Annotated in this window: 20 protein-coding genes; 5 read left to right on the plus strand and 15 right to left on the minus strand. The window is 42.2% G+C overall.

The window, feature by feature from the left end:
- Positions 1–60: 60 nt before the first annotated feature.
- Positions 61–1,296 (plus strand): MFS transporter, encoded by a 1,236-nt coding sequence (locus tag MKY99_RS16300; RefSeq protein WP_339265013.1) that lies wholly within the window; start codon positions 61–63, stop codon positions 1,294–1,296.
- 169 nt (positions 1,297–1,465) lie between these two features.
- Here MKY99_RS16300 and MKY99_RS16305 read toward each other — a convergent pair whose 3' ends face one another.
- Entirely contained in the window at positions 1,466–2,422 is a 957-nt protein-coding gene (locus MKY99_RS16305) for a WYL domain-containing protein (RefSeq protein WP_339265015.1), read from the minus strand.
- A gap of 111 nt (positions 2,423–2,533) precedes the next feature.
- Between MKY99_RS16305 and MKY99_RS16310 the strand changes: the two genes are divergently transcribed.
- Positions 2,534–3,469, plus strand: coding sequence for a Gfo/Idh/MocA family oxidoreductase (locus MKY99_RS16310; protein ID WP_339265017.1), 936 nt, complete (start codon positions 2,534–2,536; stop codon positions 3,467–3,469).
- 293 nt (positions 3,470–3,762) lie between these two features.
- Here the strand turns inward: MKY99_RS16310 and MKY99_RS16315 are convergent, their stop codons facing one another.
- From MKY99_RS16315 to MKY99_RS16330, 4 genes are all read right to left on the minus strand, one after another.
- Positions 3,763–4,242 carry a flavodoxin domain-containing protein gene (locus MKY99_RS16315; protein WP_339265019.1) on the minus strand — a complete coding sequence of 160 codons (480 nt, stop codon included), beginning with the start codon at positions 4,240–4,242 and terminating at the stop codon, positions 3,763–3,765.
- A gap of 33 nt (positions 4,243–4,275) precedes the next feature.
- Entirely contained in the window at positions 4,276–4,923 is a 648-nt protein-coding gene (locus tag MKY99_RS16320; RefSeq protein ID WP_339265021.1) for a helix-turn-helix domain-containing protein, read from the minus strand.
- A 184-nt stretch (positions 4,924–5,107) separates the two neighbouring features.
- The gene (locus MKY99_RS16325) at positions 5,108–5,209 is read right to left on the minus strand and encodes a sporulation protein YjcZ (protein WP_197069683.1); all 102 of its coding nucleotides are present in this window, start codon (positions 5,207–5,209) and stop codon (positions 5,108–5,110) included.
- 183 nt (positions 5,210–5,392) lie between these two features.
- Entirely contained in the window at positions 5,393–5,938 is a 546-nt protein-coding gene (locus tag MKY99_RS16330) for a GNAT family N-acetyltransferase (protein WP_339265023.1), read from the minus strand.
- 263 nt (positions 5,939–6,201) lie between these two features.
- Here MKY99_RS16330 and xerS point away from each other — a divergent pair, with 263 nt between their 5' ends.
- Positions 6,202–7,284 carry a tyrosine recombinase XerS gene (gene xerS / locus MKY99_RS16335; RefSeq protein ID WP_339265025.1) on the plus strand — a complete coding sequence of 361 codons (1,083 nt, stop codon included), beginning with the start codon at positions 6,202–6,204 and terminating at the stop codon, positions 7,282–7,284.
- Positions 7,285–7,514: 230 nt separating this feature from the next.
- Here xerS and glp read toward each other — a convergent pair whose 3' ends face one another.
- The 8 genes from glp to MKY99_RS16375 all read right to left on the minus strand — a co-directional run bounded on the left by glp (position 7,515) and on the right by MKY99_RS16375 (position 13,853).
- Positions 7,515–8,777: a gephyrin-like molybdotransferase Glp gene (glp, locus tag MKY99_RS16340; protein ID WP_339265027.1), complete on the minus strand. Its 1,263-nt coding sequence runs from the start codon at positions 8,775–8,777 to the stop codon at positions 7,515–7,517.
- 174 nt (positions 8,778–8,951) lie between these two features.
- The gene (locus MKY99_RS16345; RefSeq protein WP_042188751.1) at positions 8,952–9,458 is read right to left on the minus strand and encodes a DUF4178 domain-containing protein; all 507 of its coding nucleotides are present in this window, start codon (positions 9,456–9,458) and stop codon (positions 8,952–8,954) included.
- 14 nt (positions 9,459–9,472) lie between these two features.
- On the minus strand, positions 9,473–9,877 hold the full coding sequence (locus MKY99_RS16350) for a DUF350 domain-containing protein (protein WP_094869154.1): 405 nt from the start codon (positions 9,875–9,877) through the stop codon (positions 9,473–9,475).
- Positions 9,878–10,000: 123 nt separating this feature from the next.
- Positions 10,001–10,669: a PspA/IM30 family protein gene (locus tag MKY99_RS16355; protein WP_042188756.1), complete on the minus strand. Its 669-nt coding sequence runs from the start codon at positions 10,667–10,669 to the stop codon at positions 10,001–10,003.
- Between the two features lie 70 nt (positions 10,670–10,739).
- Positions 10,740–11,078, minus strand: coding sequence for a hypothetical protein (locus tag MKY99_RS16360; protein ID WP_081382772.1), 339 nt, complete (start codon positions 11,076–11,078; stop codon positions 10,740–10,742).
- A gap of 23 nt (positions 11,079–11,101) precedes the next feature.
- The gene (locus MKY99_RS16365) at positions 11,102–12,034 is read right to left on the minus strand and encodes a dihydroorotate dehydrogenase (RefSeq protein ID WP_076283571.1); all 933 of its coding nucleotides are present in this window, start codon (positions 12,032–12,034) and stop codon (positions 11,102–11,104) included.
- Positions 12,027–12,731: a dihydroorotate dehydrogenase electron transfer subunit gene (locus MKY99_RS16370; RefSeq protein WP_339265031.1), complete on the minus strand. Its 705-nt coding sequence runs from the start codon at positions 12,729–12,731 to the stop codon at positions 12,027–12,029. The genes MKY99_RS16365 and MKY99_RS16370 overlap by 8 nt, the downstream gene beginning before the upstream one ends.
- A gap of 87 nt (positions 12,732–12,818) precedes the next feature.
- Entirely contained in the window at positions 12,819–13,853 is a 1,035-nt protein-coding gene (locus tag MKY99_RS16375; RefSeq protein ID WP_339265033.1) for an NADH:flavin oxidoreductase/NADH oxidase, read from the minus strand.
- A gap of 185 nt (positions 13,854–14,038) precedes the next feature.
- On the opposite strand from MKY99_RS16375, the gene MKY99_RS16380 reads away from it, so the two are divergent.
- Positions 14,039–14,920 (plus strand): polysaccharide deacetylase family protein, encoded by an 882-nt coding sequence (locus tag MKY99_RS16380; RefSeq protein WP_339265035.1) that lies wholly within the window; start codon positions 14,039–14,041, stop codon positions 14,918–14,920.
- A 130-nt stretch (positions 14,921–15,050) separates the two neighbouring features.
- Here the strand turns inward: MKY99_RS16380 and MKY99_RS16385 are convergent, their stop codons facing one another.
- Positions 15,051–15,710: a 3D domain-containing protein gene (locus MKY99_RS16385; protein WP_339265037.1), complete on the minus strand. Its 660-nt coding sequence runs from the start codon at positions 15,708–15,710 to the stop codon at positions 15,051–15,053.
- Between the two features lie 400 nt (positions 15,711–16,110).
- Here MKY99_RS16385 and ppk1 point away from each other — a divergent pair, with 400 nt between their 5' ends.
- Positions 16,111–18,225, plus strand: a complete 2,115-nt coding sequence (gene ppk1 / locus MKY99_RS16390) for a polyphosphate kinase 1 (protein WP_339265039.1) — start codon at positions 16,111–16,113, stop codon at positions 18,223–18,225.
- Here the strand turns inward: ppk1 and MKY99_RS16395 are convergent.
- Positions 18,173–19,702: a Ppx/GppA phosphatase family protein gene (locus MKY99_RS16395; RefSeq protein ID WP_339265041.1), complete on the minus strand. Its 1,530-nt coding sequence runs from the start codon at positions 19,700–19,702 to the stop codon at positions 18,173–18,175. The two genes, ppk1 and MKY99_RS16395, sit on opposite strands and share 53 nt — an antisense overlap.
- Between the last annotated feature and the right edge of the window lie 23 nt (positions 19,703–19,725).

A 19,725-nucleotide genomic window follows, 5' to 3' on the forward strand; every position in this document is an offset into this window, starting at 1 on the left:
TATCGTTAATGAATATGCAGTACTAAATTATAGCTATCAGATTAGGAGACCTTTTCAATTATGAACCAGCATCTTAGGCATATTCACCCACTAGCTTGGACCATCATCGTCGGTACGATGTTCGGACGTTTGGTAACTTCAATGAGCATTCCGTTCTTATCCATCTATTTAACCCAAGTCCTTGGAGCCACCCCCACACAAACGGGGATTACGGTAGCCGTCAGCTCTCTGGCGGGCGTAATGGCCAGCTTCTACGGAGGATATATCTCGGATATTGTAGGCCGAAAAATTGTCATGTTAATCTCCGTATTTGGCTGGGCAGCAGTATTCTTCGGATTCTCTGTTGCACAACATCTGTGGGTATTCTTCCTGGTCAACACCCTGAACGGTTTATGCAGATCCGTGTTTGAGCCCACATCACGGGCACTTTTATCCGACATTACCCCTGCTGAAAGTAAGCTGCTTGTATTCAATCTTAGATACGCTGCGATTAATCTTGGTGTTGTCTTTGGTCCGATTATTGGAGTACAGCTCGGTTCTGCCGAATCTACGTTTCCTTTTATGATCGCTGGTATTGTATATGTTGCATATGGACTTGTACTATTCATCCAATTTAAATTGCATCGTTCAACCATGCAGAGTCATACGCAAGCTGAACCACCACGTTTACTTGAAGCCTTGGCAACAACCGGTAGAGACCGTGTATTCTTGCCAGTTCTACTTGGTACAATCTTTTGTGTACTTGGATACGGACATTTTGGTTCAACTATGGCGCAATATTTAGCAATGAACACCCATTTCACAAATGGTGGACAATTATTCTCCTATATGTTGTCACTCAATGCCATTACAGTGCTCGTGGTACAATATCCTATCGTACGTACTGCAAGCAAATTCTCACCGATTGTTCCATTGATTCTCGGAAATATCTGCGTTGCTATTAGTCTTCTCTTAGTAGGTTTAGCTGAAGGTGTAGCCCTTCTAATGTTTAGTGTCGTACTATTTACGATAGGGGAAGTACTGCTCTTTACGATGATGGATATGTTAATTGATCGGATCGCGAAGCCAGAAATGAAGGGTACGTACTTTGGAACGATTGGCTTTAACAATTTGGGGAGTGTAATCGCGCCTATCTTCGGCGGTGTATTGCTGGATCATTATGGAGCTCAGAATGGCCTTACGATCTTCCTGCCACTCGCTTTAACCACGGCTATAGGTCTTCCTTTTCTAATCGTAGCGCACAAGAGGCTTACTGCTAGAGAGAAGTTATCTCTAGGCGTAGACGCTAGCACATAAAAGTCTAATTTATTAAATCTAGAGGTTATTATGGGGCAATCCCAAATTAGTTAACATATTAATTATTATGTAAACCAATTGAATAAATAAAGCCTATTCACAAATGAGCGGGACCGTTTCATTGCAGAACATGCAATCGAAACGGTCCCTTTTTCACAAAAAAATCATGCTAATTGTAAACCTCCTGTAGCAAATTCACCTGTACTTTCACATATTGTCTCAGTTCCAAAGGTTCCACAATCTCGCCTTGTCCAAGTATTCCCCAAATATTCGTACATGCACTATCATAGCTATACATATTTACAGTAAGGGTTATTTGATCTCCTTCCTCTACTCTATTCATAATCTCCACCCCGTGTAGCGAGGCCTCTCTCCTCTTATCCGTTCTGATCAATACTGGGTAGATCTCTTCCTCTTTACAAGCTTGCTTGAATCCCCTCTCCTGCTGCTTCCAGTGCCTTTCTAATGAAAAGTCCTGAGGGATAGCATACTCTTCATCTATAAGCTGTATAGAGGCGATTCGCTCACATTTAAACGTGCGGATTTGTTCGATTTCTTCACAGTAGGCTATAAGATACCACTCTTCTTTTTTCACAACTAGACCATAGGGCTGTAATTTCCTGCTCGAGATGACTCCGTTAATCTTGTGGTACTCAATCTGTAGTTTCTGAGATCTCCAAACAGCAGTTCGAATCGATTCCAGACATGGAATCTCTAAGCGTTCTGTCCACCAAGGTGTATCATCAAAATAAAAACGTCTTTGTGCCTTCTGGATATCATTTTGATAGGAAGCGGGTAATGATTTTTCTAATTTCAAGAGGGTTGTCTTTAGCTTTAATCCGGAATCTGTATGTCCGCCAGTATGAATCCCCATTCCTGTTAAAAATAGATTGATTACATCTTCCCCATGAAGCTGATTTAGGTTAACAGTATACCCCTCCATCAAGGAGATGCCACCATTCGGTCCCGGCGTGGATAACAGTGGTATTCCTGCTTCAGCTAATACATCAATGTCTCTATAGATAGAACGTACGGAGGTTTCCAAGGCTTCAGCTAAGTCATTGGCCTTCATCTTCCCTCTTGATTCCACTAATAATAAAATTGCAATCAAACGATGCAAGCGCATGGGGAGCCTCCAAATCTTTCTTTTTTTATAGTATACATCATAATTCTTGCCAAGCTGTTGTCAACAATAGAAGGTTATGATTAGTTCATTACATTAAAGGAGCTGATACACATGAATATAGGCGTATTGGGAACTGGATTCGGAGCTTATCATGCGCAGTTATGGACGACAATGGAACGAGTAGACAAAGTAATTATCTTTGGTCGGAACGAAGCTAAGCTGCAGGAGCTAAAACAATCTTTTGGCGTTGAGATAACTACCAATATTGACGATATTATGCTTGATTCCACCATCGATGTGATTGATATCTGTTTGCCCTCTTTTTTACATAAGCAGTATACAGTCGATGCGCTTAAGCATGGAAAACATGTATTCTGTGAGACACCGGTTTGCTACAACTTAGAAGATGCTCTTGCGATGAAGGAAGCTGAACAACTGTATGATTCGCGAATTCTCGTAAACCAGTTTATTAAATTCGATCCTGCGTACAAATATCTTTACGAAGCGACTCATAATGAGAAATACGGAAAACTCTTATCTCTTACCTTAAAAAGAGAGACGTCTCCTTTGTGGGGTGACCTCGGTCTGCACGCTATCGCTACAAATCTGATGATTCACGAATTGGATTTTGTGACCTGGATGCTGGGGTCTATGGAGCCGCAATCGGTTTGGGGATCCGATGGTGGTAATAGTAATCAAGCCTTAGTCCGTGCAATTTTTCAACAACCTCCTGTATCCGCAGAGATCGTTGTTTCTTCACAAATGCCGGCTTCGTATCCTTTTACCGTAGGCTATGAGGCTTATTTTGAACAAGGCAAGCTTGTCTATCAAGAGAGTGACAACATGAATGGAGCTGTTGAAAGCTCATTAATTGAATATACCGCTGTAGGTAAACAAGATCTTTTGTTAGAACCAGCTAATCCCTATGAAAAAAGTTTGGAGTATGCACTCCAATGTCTAGTGGAGGGTAGTTCATCAATAATTGAGTTAGACAATGCGATACAAGCTTTAGAACTAGCTATTTGCATTGAAAAAAAGCTTGTATAAATGGATCAAGGGATGTTATATCCTTTTTCAGGGGTTTTGTTTGTAGGGTGAGGTGAGGTGAATTGTTTATTGATGTGTAGTGTATAGGGTGAGACAGTAGTGGATTTTGACTTTTCTATTGTGAATTTTTCATATGATGAATTAGCGGAAAATAATAGTGATAAAATCAAAAATCAATACTTTTTATAAGCCCCCCATCTCCTAACTAATGATAATTGGTATCTGAAACAATAATTAGTTAACATAATCATTATTATGTTAACTAATTTCAGTAAACGCTTTTCCACACTCGTTCACCGCTTCTTTAGCGCAAGTGCGAAACGTTCTATCGTCTCTTTGGATAATCCATTTACACTCTTATTCTTCCCTTTTACCACTCGCAGAACCACTCGATCTAATGCAGTCATCTTCTCTTCGTAAATCTCATCACCGAACACTTCTTTTGTAATTGATTGGTTATACAGCTTCTCTGGAAATGAAGATTTCAATTCTTGTATGGCTTGCTCCCCCTTCGCTCCTGCACAAATAAACAATCCAACGCGCTTATTAGCTAGTTCATTTTGATATTTTGAAGCAAACTCCGTCATTTGTTTTTGTATTTTCCCAAAATAAATAGACCCACCTAAGATGACAGTATCGTACCGTTCTAATGTAGGCTCTTTAGCATGCATTAAATTAACTACTTCAGTCTCATCATCCAATTGATTTTTCAATAAATAGGCAGCTTTCTCCGTACATCCATATTTAGAAGTATAAATAATAATCGTCTTCATTCTGATTCTTCCCTCCACCCTCTGATCATCCTACTATGTTAAAGGCTCACGTATCTCCCTGGTTGCTATTGAAACCATAGAATCCAAATAACAAGATATCAGTGCTTCAACCTGATCTTCTGGCAAATCCTTTTCCACAATCAAACGCATAATTAATCCGAACGCAGCACTCCACATCACTTGAGCAGTGAGCTCTATCGAAGATTCCATATGTTGTGCTTTCGATTCGAACCTAGATAGACATTGACAGAGCATACCTATCGCTTTACGCTCCTGACCAGCTCCCTTGAATAGAACTGCTGTGTAACTAAGAACAGCCGGTGTATCATTTAGCATAACATTACGGTACTCAACACTTGTGGAAAGGGTCATCCTGATCCATTGCTCAAGCGATTGTCTCAAAAGCGTCTCTGGTGGCAGTTCATGCTCCACCTTCCGCTGTACGGACTGAAGCCCGGCAACCATATCTGTATATTTTTGTTGCAAATATCTCACCACAATTTCATCTTTACCCTGAAAGTAATGATAAATAATACCCGGAGAATACTCGATTTTCTCTGCAATTTTGCGAATAGAAAGCTTTTCAATCCCCTCCTCTGCAATCAACAAGGCCGCAGCCTCTAAAATTCTTTTCTTCATTTCCTCACGCTCACGCATTTGCCGTTGTTCTTTAGTCATCATGACGTCTCCTTATAATTTGAACATCGTTTAGTCATTGAACACTGTTAAATATATATAATTTATAACGTTCTTTTCTATATAGTAAGTCACAGGCAAACCACCCAACCCTTATTGTCATATCCAAACATGAAAAATCCGCCAGTCCTTATAGACTGGCGGAACCAAACTTCATGATGTTAAAGGATTACAGACAAAGAGTTTTAGTGATGATAACCAACAGGATAAACAGAACCAGAATCGCTCCTGTGGAAGTAAATCCACCATATCCTCCTGCGAATTCGCCCATTTTAACTCCTCCTTTGTAATTGAGTACACCATAAGATATGCTAAATCCCACTCTGTGCTTGGGTGAAATGAACAAAAATAACCCAACATTCCTGTTAAGGCTGTTAGGTTATTCGTTTTTTGTTTACATAATAATTATTATGTAAACTTTTTCGCGTTTATCTTAATTATCGTGAGATAACCATTAATTTTTCATGACTACATCATCGCTGTTACCTTTATAATTATTAACCTTATTATTAGTTAATGTATTGAAGTATTGACTCGGATTTCCTTGAGGCGGATTAAAACGCTCTTTAAATTCTCCATTTGTGTACTCTCCAATCACTCTATGCCAGAAATTACGGGCAGGCGTATTCGCGCGTACCTGTGACACCTTCCAGTCGCCTGGGTACATATCAAACAATTTATGCGCGGCCCAGGTCCCCACACCGCTCCGGCGATATTTTTGCATCACAAAAAACTCAGTCATGTAAAATTGCCCTTCGGGATCATACAACAACCGTTCTACCAAAGCAAATCCGGCAATATTCCCGTCTACTTTGAACAAATACGCAAATTTATTGTTGCCACTACTCCAAAATGATTCTAATCCCGGATAAGCTGGATATACTCCATCTTGATCTACATCAAGCTCCAGATAACGGGTGAAATCATATAAATAGTACTGCATTAGTTTGCTTATCGTCTGTTTCCGCTCTTTGGGAACCAGCTCCATTCCAAGTTCCATTTCGTGCACCTCTGCCATTTATGTTTACTACACATCATATAACTTAGTTACTTCAGGAGCAAGTTCATCACTTGTAATTAGCTTTGAACAAAGCCATGGGACAAGAAGAACCGGCTTTACCGTCCTTATTGGGACGGTTTCCGTTTCTGCGAGAAATATAAGGCATAAAGTATGGTGTGAAACTTATACTTTCTTATATTTGGACAAAACATGGTAAGATAGAAAGAAGAAATAATATGCAGACTATGGAAAAGGTGAATCACATGAGCGTTCAAAAGAACGATGACCGTAAAAAACTGGATCTAAAGCTACCTCTCATGCCTTGGTTCGTTCAGCAGTTTATTGACTATAAGCGTCCTGATCTATCCCCTTCCACCCTATTGGAATATATTCGGGACTATGAGTCCTTTTTCGGATGGCTGCGTGCTGAGGGTCTCTCACAGGCCAGCTCCAACACAGAGATCACACTGCTGGAATTAGAGACCCTGCATATGGATAGTATTGTTGGATACCGCCTACACCTCACTACCAGAGCTGAGGGAACCAATACACGTGTAACCGTGTCACGTAAGCTTTCCGCATTACGCTCTTTATTTCATTATTTAAGTCAAATCGCTGAGGATGAGAACTTCTATCCATTGCTTAAGCGAAACATTATGGCTAAGGTTGAAGTTAAACGAACGCATAAACCTAAGGATACTGCTGCTAAATTAAAGGGCAAGATTCTAGAGGATGAGGAACTGCTGGAATTTGTGGGGTACATTTTCGAAGGATATGGACGAGATGTTGAAGGAAACAAGCAGGCCTATTACTCCTTTCAATTAAATCGTGAACGCGATGCTTGTATTGCCAGCTTAATTCTGAATTCTGGTCTTCGTGTATCCGAAGTAGTCAATCTAAACGTAGATGATCTGGATGTTAACAACAAGCTGATCTATGTCACCCGAAAAGGGAACAATGATGAAACCTTCAAAACCCCTGTTTATTTTCGAGAACAAGCTAAAGAGGATTTAGCTCTTTATTTAAGCCTACGTCAATCCCGTTATAAAACGCCGAAGAGGGAAAAAGCTTTATTTATCGCTTTGCCCAATGGACGGCAAGAAGGCAAACGCATGACCAAAAGAGCCATTCAAGAAATGATTATTAAATATGCAAAACGCTTTGGTAAGCCCTATCTAACGGTACATAAGCTTCGTCACTCTTTTGCAACAGACTATTATCTGCAAAACGATATTTATAAAACGAAAGAACAGCTCGGGCATGCTTCGACAGAAACAACCGAGATCTATGCTCATCTCACGGACAAAACGATGTCTGAGGCGATTGAACGCCGTTTGGATAATTAATTTTTTGCGAAAAGCCGGCCATACCCTATCCGATTTTTATGGAAAAGGTGTGGCCGGCTCTCTTTTTACATGGTTTAGAAAGACTGATCAGATTAGCATTATGTTGAATTATCAGCTTTTCTATTGTGAATTTTTCATATATTGAAATGTTGTAAATAATATCGTTGGCATATTAGATAATTAGCTATTTCCGTCCTATTGTTAATGTCAAAAAGCATTTTACCTTTATCCTATCCCCGTATTTCTCCCGGAAGCTTGATAATAGTCACTTTAGCACCCGCAGATAAGCCTCGATCCCCTGGTGGAACAACAATCAGACAATCGCTATCCTTGATCGTGACCATCACGGAAGATTCGTCTATCGCTGCTGGAATGGCATAAAGGCTGCCTTCACGGATCTCTAATCGCGCTCTAACAAATCGGGTAAACTCATTCACTCTGTTATAATCTGCACCGAGTGTGGCGCTCCATTCTGGTAAGAACGGCTGTGACACACACTGCATTAATCTGATAACCGGACGTGCGAACAATTGAAAACCAACGAAACAAGCACCTGGATTACCTGATAGGGCTAACAGCAGCTTACCACCTCTAACAGCAGCAGTGGTTACACTCCCCGGACGCATCGTCACTTTATTAAATAACATATCTCCACTCTGTTCACGAACCAAATCGCCCATAATATCATAATCTCCTACCGATACTCCACCCGTAGTGATTACAAAATCATAGGTTTCCAGCGCCATCTGTACTTTACTTCGAGCCAGCTCCAGATCATCCACAATAGATCCCAGCATCACGGGCTCCCCACCTGCCTCTTTGACTAAAGCTTCGAGCATGGGTGAGTTGCTGTTTCGAATTTTGCCAGGCTGTAGTGGTTCATGTACCTCTAGCAGCTCTGTGCCTGTCGCAAAGATAGCTACCTTAGGCTGACGATAGACTTTCACTGTATGTATGCCAAACGCTGCCAGAACAGCTATATCCCCGGCAGAGATTAATCGCCCCGCTGGCAGCACTAGCTCACCAGAGCTTAACTCCAGCCCCATCGGTGTAATATTAGAGTTCGCTTCCTGGTTCTTTCGAATACCTACGTAAGTCTTTCCTTCCTCCTCACGTGTCTCCGTTACTTCTAGCATAACTACAGTATCTGCCCCTGACGGCACTTGTGCTCCAGTCATTATCCTTGCTGCTGTTCCCGAAGTTATATCTACCGATGCCACAGCGCCACATGGAATATTGTCCACCATTTCTAACCATACGACTTGTCCATTTACACAGTGCCTTGTATCTGCTGCAATAATTGCATATCCATCCATGCTAGAACGGTTAAACGCGGGAAAAGAATGTGGCGCAATCACTTCCTCAGCCAAATAACGTCCACAGACCTCATTCAATGAAACCTCCTGTGACTCTAGCAGATTCGCAAATTTGATTATTTTTGCCTGTGCCTCTTTTACTTGAAGCGCTCTGCGCTGAAATTTATGATCCTTCATACCATACCTCCGCTCTAAATCGTCCATTTTTGCAGTACAATAGGTACTATTTTAACATGAGCTATCCTGAAGTAAAATGAATGGTGGAAACGACATTAAATCCTTCACCGATTTCATCTACGTAATTACAAAAAAAAGATGCGATCTCAAGATCACATCTCTTACGATTCATGTCTAGGATGCTCTAATTACCTTCACATCACCAGGAATTACTTTCTCCCCTTCATACAGCATAAACCGTCCATGTTGCCATTCTACACGCAGAAGCCGAGAATCATCTGACTGATATTGCCATACATGCTGCTCTCCACCATTCATAAAAGGGGTTTGGCCTAGGGCAGCAACATATCCTTCATACTCTTCCTCCAGAAAAAATGTATAATCGTCCAGTTCAAGTGTTGTTGGAACCTCAGCAGGATTATCTAAGCGCCCATCAATAGGTTTATATAAACCATATTGCAGCTGTTCCCGCTCCTCAATATGCAAATAGGCAATTTGACTACCATCTCTTAATGTCAGCACTACCGCATTTCGTCCACGATTATGGGTCCTGCCGGTAACCTCGTAGGTAACGAGCGATACTTCACAGATGTCTCCGGGAGACAAATTAAGCATACTTTTCTGAACTTCCTGAGCCGCTGGTTTGGAGAAAAGATTACCTATACGTTTCCATATACTCAACTTGATCGTTCCCCCTACATAAATGCAGAAATAATTAAAGCTCCCGTAATTTGCAGTGAGCCTGATAATAAGCCGTACCCGATTTTGCCAAGCTGTGTACCATGATCCAGATCCAGATTCCCCCATTTAGCCAAGAGGAGACGGACCGTTCTTTCCAAAATAAGCAAAAGAAAAAAAGATACAATCGAGATCAGCAAAGCATCTGGCAGGCTGTTAGAAGCAGCTATCGATGATGATAAAATGAATGCCTGTGCCAATAGCTTCATTACAAAACGTGTAGTAACTGCCATATTTCCAGCCTTTAACTCTTCTAAATCATTGTATCGAGTGAAGAGTGAATCTACGAACATCAGCACAAACAGCAACACCGCGCCGCTCACTGTCCACACGACCATGGACACCAGGATATGGAAATCCATTCTAATAGCCCCCGCTTATTCATTTTGCATGCTGTCATAAGCATAGATAAAGCGAAGAGGAAACGATATTCCTGTCTCCCCTTCGCCTGTGAACATCAGCCGTGAAACGGCTAAGATCAAATGTTATTGCTTCTCGTATTGTTTCATCAGAGCAGCCAATTCATCTTCTACTGCTTGATCTTTGTTCAACTTCTCGAACTCATCATCAAGTGATTTGTTGCCCGAGCTCATCTCGTTGCTAGCTTCGGCTTGAGCTTCTGCTTGCAGCATTTTTTCTTCCATACGTTTCAGGCCAGCAGATGCGGAATCAGAGCTGAAACCACTCATCGCTTTATTAATTTCGGTTTGAGCTTTAGCAGCATTATAACGAGCAACCAAGGTTTCACGTTTGTTCTTCATTTGAGTAAGTTGCTTACGCATTTCGTCAAGCTTCCCACGAAGATTATCCGCAGATGCTTTGTTCTGATCGAAGCTAGCTTTGTATTCTACCAGTTTAGCTTCAGCAGCCTTCTTCTCTTCCAGAGCTCGGCGAGCAAGGTCAACATTACCAGCTTGAGCTGCAGCATGTGCCTGTTGCGTACGTTTGTTAACAAGTGCTTCCTGCTCTTCATACAGCTGCTTGAACTTCTTCTCAATAGCGATTTGAGCCGCTACCGCTTTTTCTGCATCTTCCAAATCTTCGGTCATATCACGAATGTACTGATCGGTCATCTTAATCGGGTCTTCTGCTTTGTCGATAATCGCATTCACGTTAGACATTGTTAAATCGCGCAATCTTTTAAATATAGACATGGTTTCATTCCTCCAAAAGATAATTTAAATACTCACTTGATATCTTTTACGCAGAATTGCCAATCCCGTTTCACATTTGTTGCGCTAAATATTGAATTACTTTATTATTTACGATCTCAACGACCTCTTTAATACCTTCTTTCGTGAGATCGTCGTAATGAATGCCCATAACCACTGTGACCGTCCTGTTTAAAGCCTCAGCTACCCTAATGGCAATATCTTCGCTTATCGTATGCTCTTTATGATGAGGAACCGCAGAGGTCTGCACTTCCACCCGCTCTCCATTTAAATACGCAGTACTTGCCGCTCCAATATGACGAACGCCCCCACTAATTACGAGTAAGAGATCACGTCCGACAGGCGTCGCCGTCAGCTCAATATCCTCAGGGTTAATCTTGTTAGAAGTCAATAGTATCTCCTCACTACTCCACTTTATATAATGCCACGTATTTCATCCAAGGATTGAATATTTTCTTGAACCATGAATTGCTCAAGCTCTTCAACAAGCTGGCTACCTGCTCTCAAATTCATGAAATTGTAGGTTCCTACTTGGATTACCGAAGCACCTGCCATAATAAATTCAATAATATCAGTAGCTGTGGTGATGCCCCCCATTCCGATTACTGGAATAGATATGTTTTGTGCGACTTGATGCACCATGCGCAAAGCAACTGGCTTAATCGCTGGTCCGGACAGTCCGGCATACAAGTTATTAAATACACTACTTCTCCGTCGCACATCAATTTTCATCCCGGAAATGGTGTTGATCAGCGAGACAGCATCTGCTCCCTCTGCCTCACACATTTGCGCCATCTCAACGATATTCTCAGCACCTGGAGACAGCTTTACCGCAAGTGGTAGCTTAGTGGCACGTCTAACAGCTTGTACTACTTTTTGCGCTTCTGAAGTCTTGATTCCAAATGCAATTCCGCCCTCTTTTACATTTGGACAGGAAATATTCAACTCAATCATATCAACAGCTGGTTTACCTGCGCTTGATCGAAGATCTGCATCACGCTGGATCATTTCTGCTCCAAGTACGTAATCCTCAAGCGTCCCGCCGCCAAGATTCACCAAACGGGCTGTATCGAGTGTTTCCCAATAAGGGCATTCTTTTTCCAAGAACGCAGCTACACCGGGATTCTCCAATCCTACACTATTCAGCATGCCAGAGGCTGTCTCATAAACTCGAGTGCCAGGGTTACCTGCTTTTGGATGGAGGGTGAGCCCTTTCCCTGAGATTCCACCTAGCAAAGATACATCATACAGCTTTCCATATTCACGACCAAAGCCGAATGTTCCTGAAGCCATTACAATCGGATTTTTAAAATGAACGCCTGCAATTGTTGTACTCATCTTAGTCATGAAAAATCACCTCCTCAGAAAGGAACACGGGTCCGTCTGCACAGGCTTTTCGCTGACCATCACGACAAGAAACACTACAAACAAGACAGGCACCAATGCCGCATGCCATTCGATTCTCTAGAGAGAGATAAACTTTTGTATTGCTACCCGCCTCTTCGGCCGCTACGCCTTTAAGCTGTGCAGCTTTAAGCATAGGATGTGGGCCGCAAACGAAAACATGATCATATTGACTAAAATCCACACGATCCAAAATAAATCCGCCTACATCTACTGTAAGCTCGGCTGCTAATGGACGAAAAGCTTCTGTCCGGTAAGCTTCCCGACTAAAACCTAGAAAGATATCACAACTAGGCAGCTGCTTTGCACAATAATATAGCGGCGCTATTCCGATTCCGCCACCAATAAGTGCAACCTTGCCTTCGACCTGTGGGAATCCCGTGCCAAAAGGCCCTTCAAGCTCCACTGAGTCACCAGGAGTCAACCGTGAAAATATCTCAGTGCCTTCCCCCACTACGTGATATAAAAATTCGACACTATCTTCTTTTACTTCATGTATACTTAACGGTCTGGAAAGGATCGGATAAGCATCCCATGCCCGTAACATGTAGAATTGACCCATTTCACCGCCGCTATTCGTTTCAACTTTAAGGTGGTACACTCCGTCAGTTAGCCGATCGTTACTTAAAACCATCCCCACGTTATCAAGCTCCTTCAAATTTTATCTTTATTAAGATTGCCTTAGAAGGAGCATAAAATCTGTGACAAACTTCACATTCAAAGCGCGCTATCCCTTTTTCCAGATCCCGCGTTCATAAGGTTTGGGTACATTACGTACGCTTCCAAGCGCCTCTTCCGCATGTAAAGCCCAATAGGGATCGCTCAACATCCCACGGCCAACGGCTATCAGCTCTGCCCGTTCTTCCGCGACGATGGACTGTGCCTCAGTAAAGGATTCAAGCCGCCCCACTGCAATTACAGGCACCTGTAATTCACTACGGATAAACTCTGCCAGATCCACTTGATAAGCAGGGCCTGCACCCGGCCCTCCATTTGAACCTATAGGACCTTCTCCTCCAGAAGAAACATGGAACAGATCCACTCCAGCATTCTTATACCGTCGGCAAATATCCAGAGCGTATGCAGCATCATATCCACCCTCTACATATTCCTTCGCAGATATTCTCATAATCAATGGCATGTCTACAGGAACCACTTCTCGGACTGCTTTAACTACCTGTTCTCCGAACAACGCAGGATCTTGTCCATATTCATCATCTCTGGTATTCGTCAATGGAGAATGAAACTGATGAATTAAATAACCATGTGCACCATGAATTTCGACCGTATCAAATCCTGCCTCTATAGCTCTGCGCGCCCCTTCACGGAAGGCCTCAATTAATTCTGAAATTCCTTTTTTAGAAAGGGCCTGTGGAGTTTTAAAATTAGCATCAAAAGGAATTGCTGATGGAGCCACTGGCGGCTCTGCATCCACAGCTTTTCGTCCAGCATGTCCTAATTGAACAGCGATTTTTGATCCATACGCATGTACACCATCCGTGATTCTACAATAAGCTTCAATTTGCGAATCACTCCAGATTCCTGTATCTCGATTAGTGATTCTACCATCTGGATGTACGCCAGTCATTTCCACGATAATAAATCCTGTGCCGCCAATAGCACGGCTTACATAATGAACATAATGCCAATCATTAGGGATGCCATCCTCTTTATCCACCGAATACTGACACATAGGTGGCATGACAATACGATTCTTCAGCGATAACCCCTTCAATTCATACGGTGCAAACAAATCAGACATTCATGTCTCCATCCTTCCGTAATCTATAATTGACTCGGGAATTCCCCGTTCTATTAGTATACACGCATTGGTTCCTTCAAGAAATCTTAACCAATACTGTATTGTTATCAGCATAAATCTACCCATCTATGGAGATAACAATTAAGAATATGACGGTGATCAGGTAGTAAAGGAGGCAGATGGGGATGTATTTTCAACGGAGAGGTCAGAAACTGCTCATAATATTAGGAACAATCATAACTATGCTATTCCCAACCTATTCTTCAGAGGTTGCGTCAGCGCCTGTACAGAGTCAGAAGACTCCGCAAGAACAAACACAAAGTGTACCCGCTTCAGACGAAGATACGGCAATTTCAGCAGGTAGCGCTGCTACAAATAGTTCGTCACTTAACAGCAATAAAAACACTAAAGGTCTGACATTAAGTCAGCTGTTACACAAATACCCAGAGACTTTTAAGACTAGTGGACCTCGGAATAAAGTCATAGCACTTACTTTTGATGATGTTCCTGATCCAAGATTTACCCCCCAATTGCTTAACATCCTGAAAAAATACAATGTCAAAGCAACCTTCTTTGTGGTGGGAAGCCGAGCAAAAAAACATCCAGCTTTGGTGAAAAGAATGATTAGAGAAGGACATGCGATTGGAAATCACTCGTATAACCACCCTCAGTTTGTGAAGCTTGCGATGAATGATTTTCAATCACAAATCATAAAGACCGAGGATATTATACAAACCTTGGCCGGATATAAACCACGACTAATTCGCCCACCCTATGGGGATATCAGTGAACAGCAGCTAAAATGGGCAAAAAGCCATGGCTACACGCTCGTGAATTGGAATGTGGACTCATTGGACTGGAAAGGACTTTCCAAAAACCAAGTCAGAAATAATATTCTAGCCCATATTGGGAGAGGAGCGATTATTCTTCAGCACGGTGGAGGCGGTCCAGGTAGTCATCTACAGGGAACGATTCAGGCTTTACCTGAAGTAATCACTATTATGCGCAAGCGGGGCTATACTTTCGTTACCGTTCCTCAATTACTACAAGTGTCCAAAAGTAAATAAATTACCCCCAAATATATATTTTATAATACGCAAAAAACGGAGGCAGCCGCTAAGGACTTCCTCCGTTTCCTGTGTAACCTTATTTTAGAACTTTTCATATCTCATAGGTATTCTCTCTATTTTTATCTATCTATTTAACAATGTATAATTGTACATATTGATAACCGAATGATGATACAAAGCTTTGGCTACCAGGGATAAAGATATCGATACGATTGCCTTTTATAGCACCGCCCACATCCGTTGCAGTTGCTAAGAATGCATCTTTAGGCAATCCATCATGTGAATGGCCTGTCACCAATACTTTGGTACCGAGAGGAATCACATTTGGATCAACAGCAATAGTTCCAAGCTTGAGAGGATTTCCGAAATAATCTACTGCACCCCATCCGCCGTTCTCACTGCTTGCAGAAGAATAAGCTGAAGCTTTGACTTGAATCGATTTGTCATAATTAAAGGACTTACCCCATGCTTCAACTGTTTTGGACTCTGAGTTTACATTCAGACTTGGTGTAATCACTGGTGATTTGTCAGTTGTAGTTACGGACTCAGCTTGCATCTTACTAGGGATAGTAATTTCAAGACCTTCGTAAATGTTAAGTGCTGCAACGTTTGGGTTTGCTTTCATTAATTCATTCATACCTACATTATATTGCTTGGATAAAGTATAAAAAGTGTTGCCGTCCTTAGCGATATGAACGCTGTCTGCATGAGCTGGAACGGCATGCAGTAATGCACTGATTCCCATAATTGCAGCAAGGGTTTTAATTGTTCTAAATCTGTTCTTCATAATTGCCTCCTCATTAGATGGGCGTGAACGGTATCACTTCCGTATACGCTCGTGTACATTTTAAGTACTTATGTACAACCCGTGTGTGATTTCTTGATGTGTTGCAGTCTTTTGTAAAACTGACAGGACTTAATATATCACAATTTTGTAACCTGTGCTTATGTAATTGTTACCATTGTGAAAAATCAAGTTTCAATATTGTCATTTTTTCGGATTATGGTTAACATATTTTTCATTATGTTAACTACATTAAAAGATAGATGCACCATTTTTAAAAATTATCATATAAAATTCCCGAAGATTTTACATAGCGTTAACATTTCATGCTTTATCCAATAGTAGAATGATAGAATATGATAAATAGAATAGATATAGACAACGAATCATATTTGGAGGTCCCATGAATACAGAAGAGAATAAAAACAACCAAAGCAGCCCAGCCACTGCTTACCTCAATAGAGATTTGAGCTGGATCGAATTTAACCGACGCGTGCTGAAAGAAGCTCAAGACCCTGATAATCCGCTAATGGAAAGGGCTAGATTTCTGGCTATCGTCTCAAGCAACCTTGATGAATTCATAAGCGTTCGAGTGGCAGGAATTCAAGATCAAATCCGGGCAGGCTATACTAAAAAAGATTTCACTGGCTACACCCCTTCCGGGCTATACAAACGTCTCATCAAGCGAGTTACCAAAATTGTTGCCGACCAATACCGGATTTTCCGTGATATTTCACGGAGTTTGCATAAAGAAGGTATCGTTTTTGTGGATTATGAGGATCTCACTCATGCACAAGAACAGTCCATAGAACAATATTACCGGGATATCATTTATCCTGTACTTACACCAATGGCTGTAGATCAGAGTCGACCGTTTCCACTCGTTCATAGCCAATTTATCTATTTAGCAGTAGTTCTTACTCGTAAGAATGGCCTTGAAGAAGAGCCTTTTTTTGCTATTCTGCAAATTCCATCTAATCTGCCAAGATGTATCCCGCTACCACACCGGTCTAACAGTAAGAAACGGCAGTTCGTATTTATAGAGGATGTCATCCGTCATCACATTCAAACTTTATTTAGTGGTTATGAGCCCGTTGCTGTTAGTGAATTTCGTTTGACCCGCAACTCTGATCTCACGATCGACGAAGAAGGGGCCGAGGATCTTCTAGAAGAGATTGAAAAGGAGCTGCGCAAGCGTCGCCGCGGTGTTCCAGCAAGACTTGAAGTACAAAAAGGAATTCATCCATATGCCTTGGAACAGCTGCAAGCTGAGTTTGAAATTGAAGATTTCGTATTCGAAATTGAAGGTCCGCTAGATCTAAGTTTCCTTCGTAATTTCGCCGGCAGTATTAAGGGCTTTAGTTACTTAAACTATCCAAGCATTGAACCCGTCTACCCTGCTGAATTTGAAGAGAACGAGGATTTCTTCGAGGTATTACGTGAGCGGGATGTTCTGGTCTACCACCCTTACGAATCCTTTGATGCGATGACGGACTTTATCATTCAAGCCTCAGAGGACGAACAAGTGATGGCCATTAAGATGACTTTATACCGCGTGAGCGGAAACTCTCCTCTGATCACTGCACTCGCTAATGCTGCTGAATCCGGAAAACAGGTAACAGTGGTTGTTGAGTTAAAAGCCAGATTTGATGAGGAACGGAACATCGCTTGGGCTCGCCAACTTGAAAAATCCGGATGCCATGTCGTTTATGGTCTTGTTGGACTCAAAACACATGCCAAAGTCACCTTGATTGTTCGTCAGGAAGGCCATGAATTACGTCGTTACGTGCATGTAGGCACAGGAAATTACAATGACAGTACCGCCAAAGTCTACACGGATCTAAGTCTATTTACTGCTCAAAGCGATATCGGACTTGATGCTTCCGAGCTGTTTAATCAAATGACTGGCTATTCCGCTGATTTTGACTGGAATTCCTTCATTGTAGCTCCAACGGACATGAGCCTTTCCTTACAAAAGCTAATGAAGCGTGAAGCGGAGCATGCTGCAGCTGGAAGACCTGCACGTATCATTGCCAAAATGAACTCACTCTCTAATCAACAAGTCATCGACGATTTATATGGTGCCGCACAGGCCGGTGTATCTATCGATTTAATCGTTCGGGGGGTTTGTTGTCTTCGTCCGGGGATTGAAGGCTTGAGCGAAAACATTACGGTTCGCAGTATTGTCGACCGCTTTCTGGAGCATTCAAGAATTTACTATTTTGAAAATGGCGGGAAGCCTGAGGTGTATTTATCCAGTGCAGACTGGATGACTAGAAACCTAACCCGACGGATCGAGCTGATGTGTCCGGTAAGAGACAGCAATATTCGTAAACAAATCGTAAAGATTCTTGAACTATCCCTTAAAGATAATGTGAAAGCCAGCTTCTTACAGCCTAATGGGTATTACGAGCAACCAGACGACAAAAAGGCCCCTTTCCGGAGCCAGTTCGCAGCAATGGATGTTACACGTTGGAAGGAAAATCGAGTTTTACCTTCACCGCCCAAGCATTCTTAAATGCTTTCAAGGCGTTCTCAATGTCCTCTAGACCAATCAGAAGCGCTGAAGCGCCCTCAAGATCCAGATTAAGAGTATTGCCGTGGAGATTAGCCTTCAGGCCGCTTACAATCCCGATCTCGGTGCTGTCTAGTGCAATGCTAAGCTGTACAAGCGATCCGAGCTTATGAATCCACTCTTCGTCGGAAGGCAGTAAAATGTCCTTATACATCTGGGACAATTTCTGCTTCCGGCTTTTTGTGCTATACGAGGCAATCATCGCGCACAGGATAAGCTGGCGGTGTGTCAGTCCACGAATCGGTGAATTCATCAGCCAATACAGGGTGTGTCGTTTAGATTGATAATAGTTAATGTTAGACCCTGTCCGATGTAGCATGATGGATACATAAATTAACATCTCATGTTCAGCTTTATTCTCCTCATCCTTGAACGCGTCAAACAGACTTAGAGCAAGTTTGTTAATATGATCTAAATACCGTTTAGAAGTACGAATATCAAACCGAATAATCGTATTTAAACTGTATTCAAGCGCACTGTCTCGCACCGGTTGCTCCGGCTTCAGTAGATCATGTAGCATACCTTCCCTGAGCCCCTCCCCGCTGATTACAGCCTGGCTAGCCCCAATATACTGATATACCGTATGGAAAATAATCAACCCGGATACGATGATATCTGCTCGACTCTTAGACAACCCATCTAAATCTTTACGCTTATCATAAGGCATTGAAGGTAATGTGTTCATAAAATGCTCAATCGTCTCACTGGCCATGGTGTAACCGTGAGAGTTAGGTAATGAGTATGCTCTAGTCTTTTGATCCAGCTTACCTAGAGAACGAACCGTACCTCCCAGACCAAACAATGGAAGACCTGCTGTTGAGTTGAGCCAATCATGCTCTACCAATCTCCCCAGAACATAGGTCTCGAGCTTCTGAATCTGCTCTCCATTCCAGTTCCCGCCTTGACCAAACATAAGATTGGTATTCACCGCTCCGAACGGAAAGGAAATGCTATGTTGATAACGCCGCCCGCGAAAAAGTGTGATTTCAGTACTCCCGCCACCAATATCGATGACATAACCATCTTCAACATTAAATGCATTTATGACACCTAAGAAGCCAAAGTAAGCTTCCTGATGACCACTGATAACCTCAATGGGTATGGTTGAAGCTTCTGACAAAAAGGCAATAATTTCACTGGAGTTAGCAGCATTTCTGATTGCCGCTGTAGCGCCCGCACGAATGGTCTCTACATCAAAAGCATTGCAGATCTCCTTAAACTGGCGCAAGACTGGGATGATCGTCTCCATATCCTTCTGCTCCAGTTGACCTTCCTTCGTAATCTTCTCACTAAGACGTGCAGAGTACTTACACTCCTTGATGATCTTATAGCCTCCCTCCGGCGTTGTATCATAGATTACAAGACGTATGGAGTTAGAACCAATATCGATAATGCCTATCCGGCGCAGATCATCTCTCATTATGTATGTACTCCTTTTCAAGT

Source organism: Paenibacillus sp. FSL R5-0470 (assembly GCF_037975205.1).
Classification (GTDB): domain Bacteria; phylum Bacillota; class Bacilli; order Paenibacillales; family Paenibacillaceae; genus Paenibacillus_AQ.